The following is a 14,160-nucleotide window of genomic DNA, read 5'->3' as shown; positions in this document are numbered from 1 at the left end:
TATACATCACGCAGTCAAGGCTGCCGGACAAACGTAGAAATAACATCGCCGCAAGGTGAGATCAGGAGTCAGTTATGTGTTCGATTTTTGGTGTGCTGGATCTGAAATCCGATCCTGTTGAACTGCGCAAGAAAGCGCTGGAGTGTTCCCGTCTGATGCGTCACCGTGGACCGGATTGGTCTGGCGTGTATGCCGATGACAAAGCCATTCTGGTGCATGAGCGCCTGTCGATTGTTGACGTTAACAACGGTGCACAGCCGCTGTACAACGCTGACCACACCCACGTACTGGCCGTGAACGGCGAGATCTACAACCATCAGGCTTTGCGTGCTGAACTCAGCGATCGTTACGCGTTTCAGACCGGTTCTGACTGCGAAGTGATTCTCGCGCTGTATCAGGAAAAAGGTCTCGATTTCCTCGATGATCTGCAAGGTATGTTCGCCTTTATTCTGTGGGACAGCGTGAAGCAGCAGTATCTGATTGGTCGTGACCACATCGGGATTATCCCGCTGTACATGGGCAACGATGAGCACGGCAACCTGTTTGTCGCCTCTGAAATGAAAGCGCTGGTGCCGGTTTGCCGCACCATCAAAGAATTCCCGCCGGGAAGCTTCCTGTGCAGCAGCGATGGCGAAATCCGTCGTTACTGGCAGCGCGACTGGATGGATTTCGCTGCCGTTGCCGAGAACACCACTGACGCTGCGGGCCTGAAGCATGCACTGGAAGAGTCAGTGAAAAGCCACCTGATGTCTGACGTGCCTTATGGCGTGCTGCTGTCTGGCGGCCTCGACTCCTCTATCATTTCTGCCGTGACGAAGCGCTTTGCGGCAAAACGTGTGGAAGATGAAGATAAAAGTGATGCCTGGTGGCCACAGCTGCACTCTTTTGCGGTAGGTCTGGAAGGCTCACCTGATCTGAAAGCGGCCAAATCAGTGGCGGAACATCTGGGCACCGTGCACCACGAGATTCACTTCACCGTGCAGGAAGGTCTGGATGCGATTCGCGATGTGATTTACCACATCGAAACCTATGACGTCACCACCATTCGCGCCTCTACGCCGATGTATTTGATGTCGCGTAAAATCAAGGCAATGGGCATCAAAATGGTGCTGTCTGGTGAAGGTGCGGACGAAGTGTTTGGTGGTTACCTGTATTTCCACAAAGCACCTGACGCTCAGGAATTCCACGAAGAGAACGTGCGTAAACTGCTGGCGCTGCACATGTTTGACTGTGCGCGTGCCAACAAAGCGATGTCGGCATGGGGCGTTGAAGCGCGCGTACCGTTCCTCGATAAGAAATTCCTTGATGTGGCGATGCGCATCAACCCGGAAGACAAAATGTGCGGCAGCAACGGCAAAATGGAGAAACACATTCTGCGTGAATGCTTCTCTTCTTACCTGCCGGAGAGCGTGGCATGGCGTCAGAAAGAGCAGTTCTCTGATGGCGTAGGCTACAGCTGGATCGATAGCCTGAAAGAAGTGGCCGCGAAGCAGATCACCGATCAGCAGTTGTCTACCGCGCACTTCCGTTTCCCGTACAACACGCCGAACTCGAAAGAAGCGTATTTGTACCGCGAAATCTTTGAAGAGCTGTTCCCGATTGCCAGTGCAGCAGAGTGTGTACCGGGCGGTCCATCCGTCGCCTGTTCATCGGCTAAAGCGATTGAGTGGGATGAAGCCTTCAAGAACATGGATGACCCATCTGGTCGTGCTGTCGGCGTGCATCAGTCTGCCTACAAATAAGCTTGTGAATGAGTAGGATAAGGGGTCTGAAAAGGCCCCTTTTTGTTTTCATCGTCGATGTTGCGATCGAAAACTGCTGAATAAATCGCCACCCTGGTTACAAGCCAGTCAAACAGGCGTTTTAAGGCAAAAAACGGCAAAAAACTTGTTGACGCTACAAAGCTCAATACGCATAATGCGCCCCGCAACGCCGATGAAGGTTAGCGAAAAAAGATGGCTACGTAGCTCAGCTGGTTAGAGCACATCACTCATAATGATGGGGTCACAGGTTCAAATCCCGTCGTAGCCACCATCTTTTCGCGGGAGTGGCGAAATTGGTAGACGCACCAGATTTAGGTTCTGGCGCCGCAAGGTGTGCGAGTTCAAGTCTCGCCTCCCGCACCATTTCAGTCTTCGGCAGCCGGATGGGGTATCGCCAAGCGGTAAGGCACTGGTTTTTGATACCAGCATTCCCAGGTTCGAATCCTGGTACCCCAGCCAATCCGATATTTACTCGTGGATGCGAGTCGACAGATGGGATATCGCCAAGCGGTAAGGCACCGGTTTTTGATACCGGCATTCCCTGGTTCGAATCCAGGTATCCCAGCCATTATCGGAAGTAATAAGCAGTAAACTCAGGCTACGTAGCTCAGCTGGTTAGAGCACATCACTCATAATGATGGGGTCACAGGTTCAAATCCCGTCGTAGCCACCAAATTTTTGGGGTGTCGCCAAGCGGTAAGGCTCTGGTTTCTGATACCAGCATTCCGGGGTTCGAATCCCTGCACCCCAGCCATATTAAAGATAATTTGTAACGCCATTAATTGGGGTGTCGCCAAGCGGTAAGGCTCTGGTTTCTGATACCAGCATTCCGGGGTTCGAATCCCTGCACCCCAGCCAATTAAAGACAATTTGAAAACGCATTATTGGGGTGTCGCCAAGCGGTAAGGCTCTGGTTTCTGATACCAGCATTCCGGGGTTCGAATCCCTGCACCCCAGCCAAATTGCACAATAAAGCCCGCTTTTGCGGGCTTTATTGTTTTCTGCATCCGGGAAACTGCCATGAGCGCCCTGCGACGCTCTGCCATCTATAAGCCCAACGCGTACTTCAGCGCCTTACGTTTCAGCGCTCCAGCATTCTCCGCTGCAATCAATCCCAGATTACGCACAAAACGCAATGGGGCCAGCGTGTTGCTAAAGGCAAAATAGAACAGATCCATCCCACCCTGCATTAGCAAATTATCGTTATAGCGTTGACGATGATAACGCTGTAACACCGCATCCGATGACCATAACTGAGCCTGGCTGCGCGCCTCCACCAACGTATTAATCAACGCATCAACATCGCGATACCCGAGGTTTACGCCCTGTCCGGCAAGGGGATTGATGGTGTGTGCTGCATCACCCACCAGCGCCAATCCCGGCAAAACGTAGCGCGTAGCGTGGCGACGAACTAACGGGAATGAGGCTGCTTTCTTGACCTGAACCCGCCCAACGCGTGCCGGGAAATGGGCGTGAATCTCTTTTTCAAGCTGTGACAATGGCAACGCCTGTAGCTGGCGAATACGCGCCGGTGCGTCATACCACACCAGAGAAGCGTGGCGATCAAACAGCGGCAGAAAAGCACGTGGCCCCTCTGGCGTAAATTGCTGCCAGGTCGAATCCCCCGCATCATGCTCACATTCGACGCTAATCAGCATGCAGGACTGCGCGTATTGCCAGCCACGCACGCCAATTCCCGCCAGCTGGCGCACGCGCGAGTTGGCGCCATCCGCGCCAACCACCAGCCGCGTATCCAGCGTGGTGCCATTATCCAGCTGGACCTGCCAGCCGCCACGATGCGATTGAAGCTGCTGCAGGCTGGCGGGACAAATCAGCGTGATCCCCTCTTCCTGCATCTTTTCCCACAGCGCACGTTGCAGCACGCTGTTTTCCACCATATATCCCAGCTCTGGCAAGCCCAGCGAGGCAGCATCAAAGGTCACATGTGCACTTTGCCACTCCCAGGTTTCGAGCTTGCGATAAGGCGCACAGCGCATCGCCAGCACGCGTTCCCACACATTCAACTGACGCAGCAGTGCTACCGACGAGGCTCCAATCGCGGAAATGCGGACATCGGACGGACTTTCTGCATCAAACGCAGCGGGTTCGGCACGTTCAATCACCGCCACACGAAATTGCTGCTGTGCCAGTCCACAAGCCAGCGCGGCACCAACCATACCGCCGCCCACCACCACCACATCAAAATGTGAATCCTGCATTGACTCTAATCCTTCTGCTTGTCGTGATAGCTCACGTCATCACGTTGATAGATAAAGTGTACCGGAAATTTGCTGCACAATCTCAGACCCTGCTGTGCTGGTCACAACAGCAGCAAAGCATTACAATACGCGCCCTGCACTTCCCTGCTCTGAATCAATGGCTAGTTCGATGACCAAAAAACTGCATATTAAAACCTGGGGCTGTCAGATGAATGAGTACGATTCATCAAAGATGGCCGATCTGCTGAACAGCACGCACGGTTACACCCTGACCGAGGACGCTGAAGAGGCGGATGTCCTGCTGCTCAACACCTGCTCGATCCGTGAGAAGGCGCAGGAGAAGGTTTTCGCGCTGTTAGGACGCTGGAAGAAATTGAAAGCGATAAATCCTGACGTGATTATTGGCGTCGGCGGCTGTGTCGCTTCGCAGGAAGGTGAACGCCTGCGTGAACGCGCCAATTGCGTGGATATTGTATTTGGTCCACAGACGCTGCATCGCTTGCCAGAGATGCTGAATCAGGTGCGCGGGACGAAAAGCCCGGTGATTGACATCAGCTTCCCGGAAATCGAGAAATTTGACCGTCTGCCAGAACCGCGTGCAGAAGGCCCGACGGCCTTTGTCTCCATTATGGAAGGCTGTAACAAATACTGTACTTTCTGCGTGGTGCCTTACACCCGAGGCGAGGAAGTGAGCCGTCCATGTGACGATATTCTGTTGGAAATCGCGCAACTGGCTGCGCAGGGCGTGCGAGAAGTGAATTTACTGGGCCAAAACGTCAACGCCTATCGCGGCACGACCTTTGATGACCAGCTCTGCAGCTTCGCGGAACTGTTGCGTCTGGTGGCGGCCATTGATGGCATCGACCGCATCCGCTTTACCACCAGCCATCCGATTGAATTCACTGATGACATTATTGATGTCTACCGTGACACGCCAGAGCTGGCGAGCTTCCTGCACTTGCCCGTTCAGAGCGGTGCCGATCGTATCCTGACGCTGATGAAGCGTGCGCACACCGCGCTGGAATATAAAGCCATAGTCCGCAAGCTGCAGAAAGCACGTCCTGATATTCAGATGAGTTCAGATTTCATCATTGGTTTCCCTGGCGAAACGCAGCAGGATTTTGAGCAGACCATGAAACTGGTGGGCGACGTGAATTTCGATGTCAGCTTCAGCTTTATCTACTCGGCCCGTCCGGGTACGCCTGCCGCTGATTTGCCTGACGATGTTTCGGAAGAAGAGAAAAAGCAGCGCCTGTATATTCTGCAGGATCGCCTCAATCAGCAGGCGATGGCGTGGAGCCGCCGCATGCTCGGCACCACACAGCGTGTGCTGGTAGAAGGCATCTCACGTAAAAATGTCATGGAACTGACCGGACGCACCGACAACAACCGCGTGGTGAACTTCGAAGCGCCTGTTGAGATGATCGGTAAGTTTGTTGACGTGGAAATTGTCGATGTCCATGCCAACTCGCTGCGTGGCAAACTGATCCGCACTGAAGATGAAATGGCATTGCGTGTCAGCCTCAGCCCCGATGCGGTGATAGCCCGCACGCGCCGTGAAAATGACATCGGTGTCGGTCTTTACCAGCCTTGATACTCCAACTTTGCGCGGCAGTGCACAAGGTGCTGCCGCCTGTTTCATCCCGTGCCCCTTGCATTCCACCTGCAACGCCCAAATATCGCTTCTGTAACTTGCAGCCGGGCCTTGCCCCATAAATAATTCCGTATAGATGCTCAATCTGTGATGGAGCATTGGATACACCTTCTTCAACTGGCCCTGAGTGACCCAAAGGATTCATTTGAATATCGAAACTCGTGAAATCGCCCTTGAACCGGCTGATAACCGCCGACTGATGAGCCTGTGCGGTCCGTTTGATGACAATGTGAAGCAGCTGGAAAAACGCCTCGGTGTCGAAATCAACCGCCGGGACAACCATTTCAAACTGGTGGGCCGATCGCTCAGCGTTGACGCAGCCATCAACATTCTGCGTGACCTGTACGTGAGTACTGCGCCAGTGCGTGGCCAAATCCCGGATATTGAACCGGACCAGGTGCATCTGGCGATCAAAGAGAGCCGTGTACTGGAGCAAACCGCCGAAAGCGTGCCGGAGTTTGGTAAGGCGATTCACATCAAAACCAAGCGCGGTGTGATTAAACCCCGTACGCCCAATCAGGCGCAGTATGTGGCTAATATCCTCGACCATGACATCACCTTCGGTGTGGGCCCAGCTGGTACCGGTAAAACCTATCTGGCGGTGGCCGCTGCCGTTGATGCCCTGGAACGTCAGGAAATCCGCCGTATTTTGCTGACGCGCCCTGCGGTAGAGGCCGGCGAAAAACTAGGCTTCCTGCCGGGTGACCTGAGCCAGAAAGTCGATCCTTACCTGCGTCCGCTCTACGATGCCTTGTTTGAAATGCTCGGCTTTGAGCGCGTGGAAAAGCTGATGGAGCGCAATGTGATTGAAGTGGCTCCGCTCGCTTACATGCGCGGCCGCACACTCAATGACGCCTTTGTGATTCTCGATGAAAGTCAGAACACCACCATCGAGCAGATGAAGATGTTTCTGACACGTATCGGTTTCAACTCCAAAGCGGTGATCACCGGTGACGTCACACAGATTGACCTGCCGCGCAGCACCAAATCCGGCCTGCGTCATGCCATTGAGGTTTTAGCGGAAGTCGATGAAATCAGTTTTAACTTTTTCCACAGCGAAGACGTGGTGCGTCATCCGGTTGTCGCACGCATCGTGAATGCTTATGAAGCGTGGGAAGAAGCCGATCAGAAGCGCCGTGACAAACTGGCAGAAGAGCGCAAGCGTGAAACACTAGCGTCTCAACTTGCCGCCCCATCCAGCCCGCAGGAGCCTTCATGAGCGCGGTGATTTTAGATTTACAGTTGGCCTGTGCCGATGAAAATGGCCTGCCAGCCGAACCCGCTTTCCAGCGCTGGCTCGAAGCCGCCGCGACGCCTTTCCAGCCGGAAAGTGAAGTCACCATCCGTCTGGTGGATGAAGCGGAGAGTCATGAGCTTAATCTGACTTATCGCGGTAAGGATAAGCCGACCAACGTGCTCTCTTTCCCGTTTGAAGCGCCCCCCGGGATTGAGCTGCCACTGCTGGGCGACCTGATTATTTGTCGTCAGGTTGTTGAGCAAGAAGCGGAAGAGCAAGGCAAAACCGTTGAAGCCCACTGGGCGCATATGGTAGTCCACGGCACGCTACACCTGCTAGGCTATGACCATATTGAAGATGAAGAAGCCGAAGAAATGGAGGCGCTGGAGACCGAGATAATGCTTGCTCTTGGTTATCCTGACCCGTACATTTCGGAGAAAGAAGACGCCTGATCCCTTTAGGTTCAGGTTATTGCGCTGCTGGCGCGGATGCCAGCAGTTCCTTTCCCTCACCAGAGAGAACGAAATAAAAACGCCATGAGCGACGACCATTCTCAAAACAGCGACGCACCCAGTAGTAAAAAGGGATTTTTCTCCCTGTTAATTAACCAACTTTTTCACGGTGAACCCAAAAACCGTGATGAGCTACTGGGACTGATCCGCGATTCTGAGCAAAAAGAGCTGATCGACCAGGACACCCGCGACATGCTCGAAGGGGTGCTGGATATTGCCGAGCAGCGCGTGCGTGACATCATGATCCCGCGCTCCCAGATGATCACCCTTAAACGCAACCAAAGCCTTGAAGAGTGCCTTGCGGTCATTATTGATTCCGCCCACTCACGCTTCCCGGTGATCAGCGAAGATAAAGACCACGTCGAAGGCATTTTGATGGCCAAAGACCTGCTGCCGTTTATGAGCAGCGCGTCTGAACCTTTCAGCATTGAGAAAGTGCTGCGCACCGCCGTTGTCGTGCCTGAAAGTAAGCGTGTTGACCGCATGCTGAAAGAGTTCCGTTCCCAGCGCTATCATATGGCGATTGTCATTGACGAATTCGGTGGCGTTTCCGGACTGGTCACGATTGAAGATATCCTCGAATTGATTGTCGGTGAAATTGAAGATGAATATGACGATGAAGAAGATCGTGATATCCGTCAGTTAAACCGCCATACCTATACCGTACGTGCGCTTGCGCCTATCGAGGATTTTAACGAGGTATTTGGTACCAGCTTCAGTGATGATGAAGTGGATACCATTGGCGGTCTGGTGATGCAGGGATTCGGCCACCTTCCCGCGCGCGGTGAGAGCATCGACATTGATGGTTACCAATTCAAAGTCGCGATGGCCGACAGCCGCCGTATCATCCAGGTGCATGTGAAAATTCCGGAAGACTCTCCACAACCGCAACTGGAAGACGAATAATTTTATGGCTTTAGCCTCTCTCTACTCGCAGCAGCGGGTTCGCCTGCTGCTGGCTTTGATTGCGGGTGCCGTTGGCACCCTTTCCTTTTCTCCCTATGATTTTTGGCCTGCCGCATTAGTTTCCCTGGCGGGACTGCAACTGTTGCTACTGGATCGCCGCAGCCCTCAAGCCGCCGCGATTGGCTTCGTCTGGGGCTTTGGGCTGTTCGGCAGTGGCATTAACTGGGTTTACGTCAGCATCGCCACCTTTGGTGGTATGCCTGGCCCGGTTAACGTCTTCCTGGTGATATTGCTGGCCGCTTACCTGGCGATTTATCCGATGCTGTTTGCGGCGGTGCTTAATCGCCTGTGGCCACGTGCGACCTTGTGGCGTCTGGTGCTGGCGGCACCGGCATTGTGGCAAATCAGCGAATTTCTGCGTGGCTGGATCCTGACCGGATTCCCGTGGCTGCAGTTCGGCTACAGCCAGATCGACGGTCCACTCAAAGGCCTTGCGCCGCTGGCGGGCGTTGAAACCATCACTTTCCTGTTGATGGTGATCGCCGGTCTGCTGGTGCATGCGCTTTATCATCGTACGGTGAAGAGCCTGGTGGCGGCCGCGGTATTGCTGCTGCTGCCATGGCCACTGCGCATGTTGCAATGGTATCAGCCGTTGCCGGAACGCAGCGTGGACGTGGCGATGGTGCAAGGCAACATTCCCCAGTCGATGAAGTGGGACCCACAGCAGTTGCTGAATACGTTGCGTGTGTACACCTCTTACAGCCAGCCTTATATGGGCAAAGCGCCCATCATTATCTGGCCGGAATCGGCGATTACCGACCTTGAAAGCAATCAGCAGCCGTTCCTCAAAGCGCTGGATGCCGAACTGCGCGAGCGCGGCAGCTCGCTAATTACCGGGATTGTCGATTCACGCGTTGAAGGGGATAACCGCTACCACGATTACAACTCCGTGATTGTGCTGGGCGGCGAGCAGCCTTACAGCTATCAAAGCCATAACCGATATCAGAAAAACCATCTGGTGCCGTTCGGGGAGTTTGTGCCGCTAGAAGATCTGCTGCGTCCGCTGGCGCCGTTCTTCGATCTGCCGATGTCATCGTTCAGCCGTGGTGCCTATGTGCAGCCGCAGTTGAAGGTGGCGGGTTATGATCTTACCAGCGCCATCTGCTACGAGATTGTGTTGGGCGAGCAGGTACGAGCCAACTTCCGTCCTAATACCAACTTCCTGCTGACCGTATCTAACGACGCCTGGTTTGGTCACTCCATCGGCCCCTGGCAGCATTTCCAGATGGCGCGTATGCGTGCACTGGAATTGGGCCGTCCGCTGTTGCGATCCACCAATAACGGTGTCACGGCGGTGGTGAATGCCAACGGCGAGGTTGAAAAAGAGATCCCGCAGTTCACGCGTGACGTGCTGGAAGCCAGGGTAACACCCACCACTGGTGAGACCCCTTATGCCAAAGCAGGCATCTGGCCGGTATGGATTCTGACGTTAATCGGCATCGTTCTGGCGATTATTCGTCGCCGCCACTGACACTCCGATCACATTCTGACAGGCGAAGTGCTCACTTCGCCTTTTTTTTGCGCTGTTTTCCGCTCCCATCGGCTACGCTTTACCAGATTCTCTGCTGGCTTTTTCACGCATTTCACCGTGCTGGCACGATCATTGCTATTTATTTCAGTGATTTTCTCAACATCAGCGTTTTGTCAGCGTAATGCCATGTTCACGCACTATTATTTGGCACTGACACGCACCGAAACGGCGCAATGGCTTTTTATTGCCTCTTAATGGTGCGGAGCGGCTCGCAAAAAACAAACTTTTTTGTTTCATTGCGTTAACAATTCGCTATGTTAATCACTATCCTGCGCGCAGTTGCGCTAAGGGATAACTAAAAAAGCAGCACGAAATACACACAACATCACAATCTGCGCAGTTTATGTTCTGCGCGACATCCATTCAAAGGAGTAGGAACATGCAGACACGCAAAGTGGCATTATCTCTTCTGCTGTTGGGAGCAGCAGCGGGAGCGGCCCAGGCGGAAGATCTCACCGGCACCCTGAAAAAAATTAATGATAGCGGCGTGATCGTCGTTGGGCATCGTGAGTCATCAGTTCCCTTTTCTTACTACGACAACCAGCAAAAAGTGGTAGGCTATTCACAAGACTACTCAAACGCCATCGTAGCGGCGATCAAAGCCAAGCTGAACAAGCCTGATCTGCAAGTAAAAATGCTGCCGATCACCTCTCAGAACCGTATTCCACTGCTGCAAAACGGCACTTACGATTTTGAATGTGGTTCTACCACCAACAACCTGGAACGTCAGCAGCAAGCCGCCTTCTCCGATACCGTCTTCATCATCGGTACGCGTCTGCTGGTGAAAAAGGGTGGCGATATCAAAGATTTCGCAGACCTGAAAGGCAAAACCGTTGTCGTGACCTCTGGTACCACTTCTGAAGTTCTGCTGCACAAGCTGAACGACGAGAAGAAAATGGATATGCGCATCATCAGCGCCAAAGACCATGGCGATTCTTTCCGTACGCTGGAAACCGGTCGTGCCGTGGCCTTCATGATGGATGACGCGCTGCTGGCGGGTGAACGTGCTAAAGCGAAGAAACCAGACGACTGGCAGATCACTGGCACACCTCAGTCGAAAGAAGCCTACGGCTGTATGCTGCGTAAAGAAGACCCGCAGTTCAAACAGCTGATGGATGAAACCATCGCGAAAGCGCAGACCTCGGGTGAAGCCGCTAAGTGGTTCGATACCTGGTTCAAACAGCCAATCCCACCGAAGAATCTGAACATGAACTTCGAGCTGTCTTCTGACATGCAGGCGCTGTTCAAAGCACCAAACGATAAAGCACTCTGAATTAACAATGAAAACAAGGGCAGTTAGGCTGCCCTCTCGATTGCTGAACACGCGGTGCGGACAGACAGACTGCAACAGGTCGTTCCCCTGAAGCAGGACGCAAGACACCGCTCAACAATCTTATGGGTAGCCTCGCTACCCTTTTTTTACCGGAGCTCGTTATGGGTATCGATTGGAACTGGGGCATCTTTTTACAACAGGCCCCGTTCGGCAATACGACTTACCTCGGCTGGCTGTGGTCCGGATTTCAGGTTACCGTTGCGGTTTCCTGCTGCGCCTGGATTATCGCCTTCCTGGTAGGTTCCTTCTTCGGCATTCTGCGTACCGTGCCCAATCGACTGCTGTCGACCATTGGTACCTGCTACGTGGAACTGTTTCGTAATATCCCGCTGATCGTCCAGTTCTTCTTCTGGTATCTGGTGGCGCCAGAACTGGTTGGCGAAAAACTGGGGATGTGGTTTAAAGCAGAACTGGACCCCAATATTCAGTTCTTCGTTTCCTCAACCATTTGCCTCGGCTTGTTCACTGCTGCGCGCGTTTGTGAACAGGTACGTGCCGCGATTCAATCATTGCCACGCGGTCAGAAAAACGCAGGGTTGGCGATGGGGCTGACGCTGCCACAAACTTATCGCTACGTGCTGCTGCCGAATGCCTATCGCGTGATTGTGCCGCCGATGACCTCGGAAATGCTGAACCTGGTGAAAAACTCTGCCATCGCTTCGACCATTGGTCTGGTGGATATGGCGGCGCAGGCCGGTAAGTTGCTCGACTACTCGGCGCACGCCTATGAATCTTTCACCGCCATTACCCTGGCTTACGTGGGTATTAACCTGGTGATCATGCTGATTATGAGTTTGGTAGAACGTAAAATTCGCCTGCCCGGCAATCTGGGAGGCAAATAATGTACGAGTTTGACTGGAGTTCGATTCCTCCCAGCCTGCCCTATTTGTGGAATGGCTTGATCATCACCTTCAAGATTACCGCCGTCGCCGTGGTGTTCGGCATTATCTGGGGCACGATTCTGGCCGTGATGCGTCTGTCGCCGTTCGCGCCGATTCGCTGGTTCGCTAAGCTGTACGTCAACCTGTTCCGCTCCGTCCCGCTGGTGATGGTGCTGCTGTGGTTCTATCTGGTGGTGCCTGCATTACTGCAACAGGTATTGGGACTTTCCCCCAAAACTGACATTCGCCTGATTTCCGCCATGATTGCTTTTGCACTGTTTGAAGCGGCCTACTATTCGGAAATCATCCGAGCGGGTATCCAGAGCATCTCACGCGGACAGTCGAATGCTGCGCTCGCGTTGGGTATGACGCACTGGCAATCAATGAAATTGATCATCCTGCCGCAGGCGTTCCGCGCCATGGTGCCATTGCTGCTGACGCAGGGCATTGTGCTGTTCCAGGATACCTCGCTGGTGTATGTGTTAAGCCTGGCTGACTTCTTCCGTACCGCCTCGACGATTGGCGAGCGTGACGGTACCCAGGTTGAAATGGTTCTGTTTGCCGGTCTGGTCTATTTTGTGATCAGCCTGAGCGCTTCACTGTTGGTTAGCTATCTGAAAAGAAAGAGGACGGTTTAAATGATTAGCCTGAAAAATGTTTCTAAGTGGTATGGTCACTTTCAGGTGCTGACCGACTGCTCCACCGAAGTGAAAAAAGGTGAAGTGGTGGTGGTCTGTGGACCGTCCGGCTCAGGTAAGTCAACCTTGATTAAAACGGTGAACGGTCTGGAACCGGTGCAGGAAGGCAGCATTCAGGTTAACGGTACCGAAGTGAACAACAAGAAAACCAACCTGGCACAACTGCGCAGCAAAGTTGGTATGGTGTTCCAGCACTTCGAACTGTTCCCGCACCTCAGCATTGTCGATAACCTGGTGCTGGCGCAGGTCAAGGTGTTAAAGCGAGATAAAGCCGCTGCGCGTGAGAAAGGTCTCAAGCTGCTGACGCGTGTTGGTCTGGCTGCGCATGCGGAGAAGTTCCCTGGACAGCTCTCGGGCGGCCAGCAACAGCGTGTGGCGATTGCCCGCGCGCTGTGTATGGACCCGATCGCGATGCTGTTTGACGAACCGACATCTGCGCTCGACCCAGAGATGATCAATGAAGTGCTGGACGTCATGGTGGAGTTGGCGAACGAAGGCATGACCATGATGGTGGTGACGCACGAGATGGGCTTTGCGCGCAAAGTGGCCAATCGCGTGATCTTTATGGATGAAGGGAAAATTGTCGAAGACACTAACAAAGATGACTTCTTTAATAACCCGCAGTCCGACCGCGCAAAAGACTTCCTCGCGAAGATCCTGCATTAATTAGCGCCATCCATCGCGCCACTGCATGGCTGTGATTTCCCATCACGCACGCAGCGGCGCGATGCATCTTATCGTTTTCTGCTCATTAAGGTTCAAAAGGCTGACGCTGGAAATGATCGTGCCCACACTCCGGGCAGCGCGTTAAGCTCTCCGGTGTATAGATCGCCCGGGTAAAACCGCACTTCTCACACACCAGATTACCCAACCCCACCACTTCACCGCTTTGATAAACACCGTGATGTCGTAGATCCTGAAACACCTCGCGCCACTCTAACTGGCTTTTGTCCGTGATATCCGCCAGTTCTTTCCATACGCTCTCGCGAATGACGCGCAAAAATACGGAGTCACCGAGCACATCTGAAGATTCCTGATAACTGAGCGCGAACTCATGTAAATCACGCCTGACCGCCCGCATCACCTCATTCACTTCAGAAGAGGTCAGCGTCTTTTTCGCTAATAACTCCTGCCGTGCCTCAGCGACCAGGGCATCAACATCACGCTCGCCCTGCTCCAGCCGCTGGGTTAATGCCGCTATCGTTGCACGATACTCCTGCGCCACGTTATTCATTTTGTTCTCCTTTCCGCGGGAATAGCTGATAGTAAGTTTAGCTGTTCTGTCATATTTGCCGTGACGAAAGCGGAGTAAATCGCAAAAGGGTGAAAGCGGCGGCGCATTGAGTAGAAATCCACTCAGCCGGGG

The 14,160-nt window shown here is 53.5% G+C and carries 12 protein-coding genes and 8 tRNA genes; 18 read left to right on the top strand and 2 right to left on the bottom strand.

The window, feature by feature from the left end:
• Positions 1–74: 74 nt before the first annotated feature.
• The 9 genes from asnB to AC6I8L_RS05535 all read left to right on the top strand — a co-directional run bounded on the left by asnB (position 75) and on the right by AC6I8L_RS05535 (position 2,723).
• Positions 75–1,742: an asparagine synthase B gene (gene asnB / locus AC6I8L_RS05575; RefSeq protein ID WP_058962153.1), complete on the top strand. Its 1,668-nt coding sequence runs from the start codon at positions 75–77 to the stop codon at positions 1,740–1,742.
• Between the two features lie 215 nt (positions 1,743–1,957).
• A tRNA-Met gene (locus tag AC6I8L_RS05570) sits at positions 1,958–2,034 on the top strand.
• Between the two features lie 7 nt (positions 2,035–2,041).
• Positions 2,042–2,126: transfer RNA gene (locus AC6I8L_RS05565), tRNA-Leu, on the top strand.
• 21 nt (positions 2,127–2,147) lie between these two features.
• Positions 2,148–2,222, top strand: a tRNA-Gln gene (locus AC6I8L_RS05560).
• Between the two features lie 34 nt (positions 2,223–2,256).
• Positions 2,257–2,331: transfer RNA gene (locus tag AC6I8L_RS05555), tRNA-Gln, on the top strand.
• Between the two features lie 28 nt (positions 2,332–2,359).
• Positions 2,360–2,436: transfer RNA gene (locus tag AC6I8L_RS05550), tRNA-Met, on the top strand.
• Positions 2,437–2,442: 6 nt separating this feature from the next.
• A tRNA-Gln gene (locus AC6I8L_RS05545) sits at positions 2,443–2,517 on the top strand.
• A 29-nt stretch (positions 2,518–2,546) separates the two neighbouring features.
• Positions 2,547–2,621 (top strand) — tRNA-Gln (locus tag AC6I8L_RS05540).
• 27 nt (positions 2,622–2,648) lie between these two features.
• Positions 2,649–2,723, top strand: a tRNA-Gln gene (locus AC6I8L_RS05535).
• Between the two features lie 86 nt (positions 2,724–2,809).
• Here AC6I8L_RS05535 and ubiF read toward each other — a convergent pair.
• Positions 2,810–3,982, bottom strand: coding sequence for a 3-demethoxyubiquinol 3-hydroxylase (ubiF, locus tag AC6I8L_RS05530; protein WP_058960791.1), 1,173 nt, complete (start codon positions 3,980–3,982; stop codon positions 2,810–2,812).
• 169 nt (positions 3,983–4,151) lie between these two features.
• Between ubiF and miaB the strand changes: the two genes are divergently transcribed.
• The 9 genes from miaB (at position 4,152) to AC6I8L_RS05485 (ending at position 13,460) form a co-directional block, all read left to right on the top strand.
• Positions 4,152–5,576, top strand: coding sequence for a tRNA (N6-isopentenyl adenosine(37)-C2)-methylthiotransferase MiaB (gene miaB, locus AC6I8L_RS05525; protein WP_058960792.1), 1,425 nt, complete (start codon positions 4,152–4,154; stop codon positions 5,574–5,576).
• Positions 5,577–5,781: 205 nt separating this feature from the next.
• On the top strand, positions 5,782–6,855 hold the full coding sequence (locus tag AC6I8L_RS05520; RefSeq protein ID WP_058960793.1) for a PhoH family protein: 1,074 nt from the start codon (positions 5,782–5,784) through the stop codon (positions 6,853–6,855).
• A complete protein-coding gene (ybeY, locus tag AC6I8L_RS05515) occupies positions 6,852–7,325 on the top strand; it encodes an rRNA maturation RNase YbeY (protein WP_058960794.1) in 474 nt (157 codons plus the stop codon). The genes AC6I8L_RS05520 and ybeY overlap by 4 nt, the downstream gene beginning before the upstream one ends.
• Before the next feature lie 84 nt (positions 7,326–7,409).
• Positions 7,410–8,291: a CNNM family magnesium/cobalt transport protein CorC gene (gene corC / locus AC6I8L_RS05510; protein WP_034829075.1), complete on the top strand. Its 882-nt coding sequence runs from the start codon at positions 7,410–7,412 to the stop codon at positions 8,289–8,291.
• A gap of 4 nt (positions 8,292–8,295) precedes the next feature.
• Positions 8,296–9,822, top strand: coding sequence for an apolipoprotein N-acyltransferase (gene lnt / locus AC6I8L_RS05505; protein ID WP_058960795.1), 1,527 nt, complete (start codon positions 8,296–8,298; stop codon positions 9,820–9,822).
• 439 nt (positions 9,823–10,261) lie between these two features.
• Positions 10,262–11,155 (top strand): glutamate/aspartate ABC transporter substrate-binding protein, encoded by an 894-nt coding sequence (locus tag AC6I8L_RS05500; protein ID WP_058960796.1) that lies wholly within the window; start codon positions 10,262–10,264, stop codon positions 11,153–11,155.
• A gap of 161 nt (positions 11,156–11,316) precedes the next feature.
• A complete protein-coding gene (locus AC6I8L_RS05495; RefSeq protein ID WP_034829069.1) occupies positions 11,317–12,057 on the top strand; it encodes an amino acid ABC transporter permease in 741 nt (246 codons plus the stop codon).
• The gene (gene gltK / locus AC6I8L_RS05490) at positions 12,057–12,734 is read left to right on the top strand and encodes a glutamate/aspartate ABC transporter permease GltK (protein ID WP_058960797.1); all 678 of its coding nucleotides are present in this window, start codon (positions 12,057–12,059) and stop codon (positions 12,732–12,734) included. Before AC6I8L_RS05495 ends, gltK begins: the two co-directional genes overlap by 1 nt.
• Positions 12,735–13,460, top strand: coding sequence for an amino acid ABC transporter ATP-binding protein (locus AC6I8L_RS05485; RefSeq protein WP_034829065.1), 726 nt, complete (start codon positions 12,735–12,737; stop codon positions 13,458–13,460).
• Positions 13,461–13,545: 85 nt separating this feature from the next.
• Here the strand turns inward: AC6I8L_RS05485 and AC6I8L_RS05480 are convergent, their stop codons facing one another.
• Complete coding sequence (locus tag AC6I8L_RS05480; RefSeq protein WP_058960798.1) at positions 13,546–14,028, bottom strand: zinc ribbon-containing protein; 483 nt, start codon at positions 14,026–14,028, stop codon at positions 13,546–13,548.
• Positions 14,029–14,160: the final 132 nt, after the last annotated feature.

It is taken from the genome of Type-E symbiont of Plautia stali (assembly GCF_059731115.1).
This window is presented reverse-complemented; position numbering and strand designations above follow the sequence as displayed.

What these genes read in the sequence shown, in the direction of transcription:
- miaB (WP_058960792.1), top strand. Translation starts at nt 4,152, where the DNA reads ATGACCAAAAAACTGCATATTAAAACCTGGGGCTGTCAGATGAATGAG.
- ybeY (WP_058960794.1), top strand. Translation starts at nt 6,852, where the DNA reads ATGAGCGCGGTGATTTTAGATTTACAGTTGGCCTGTGCCGATGAAAAT.
- AC6I8L_RS05480 (WP_058960798.1), bottom strand. Translation starts at nt 14,028, where the DNA reads ATGAATAACGTGGCGCAGGAGTATCGTGCAACGATAGCGGCATTAACC.
- ubiF (WP_058960791.1), bottom strand. Translation starts at nt 3,982, where the DNA reads ATGCAGGATTCACATTTTGATGTGGTGGTGGTGGGCGGCGGTATGGTT.
- asnB (WP_058962153.1), top strand. Translation starts at nt 75, where the DNA reads ATGTGTTCGATTTTTGGTGTGCTGGATCTGAAATCCGATCCTGTTGAA.
- corC (WP_034829075.1), top strand. Translation starts at nt 7,410, where the DNA reads ATGAGCGACGACCATTCTCAAAACAGCGACGCACCCAGTAGTAAAAAG.
- AC6I8L_RS05495 (WP_034829069.1), top strand. Translation starts at nt 11,317, where the DNA reads ATGGGTATCGATTGGAACTGGGGCATCTTTTTACAACAGGCCCCGTTC.
- gltK (WP_058960797.1), top strand. Translation starts at nt 12,057, where the DNA reads ATGTACGAGTTTGACTGGAGTTCGATTCCTCCCAGCCTGCCCTATTTG.
- AC6I8L_RS05485 (WP_034829065.1), top strand. Translation starts at nt 12,735, where the DNA reads ATGATTAGCCTGAAAAATGTTTCTAAGTGGTATGGTCACTTTCAGGTG.
- AC6I8L_RS05500 (WP_058960796.1), top strand. Translation starts at nt 10,262, where the DNA reads ATGCAGACACGCAAAGTGGCATTATCTCTTCTGCTGTTGGGAGCAGCA.
- lnt (WP_058960795.1), top strand. Translation starts at nt 8,296, where the DNA reads ATGGCTTTAGCCTCTCTCTACTCGCAGCAGCGGGTTCGCCTGCTGCTG.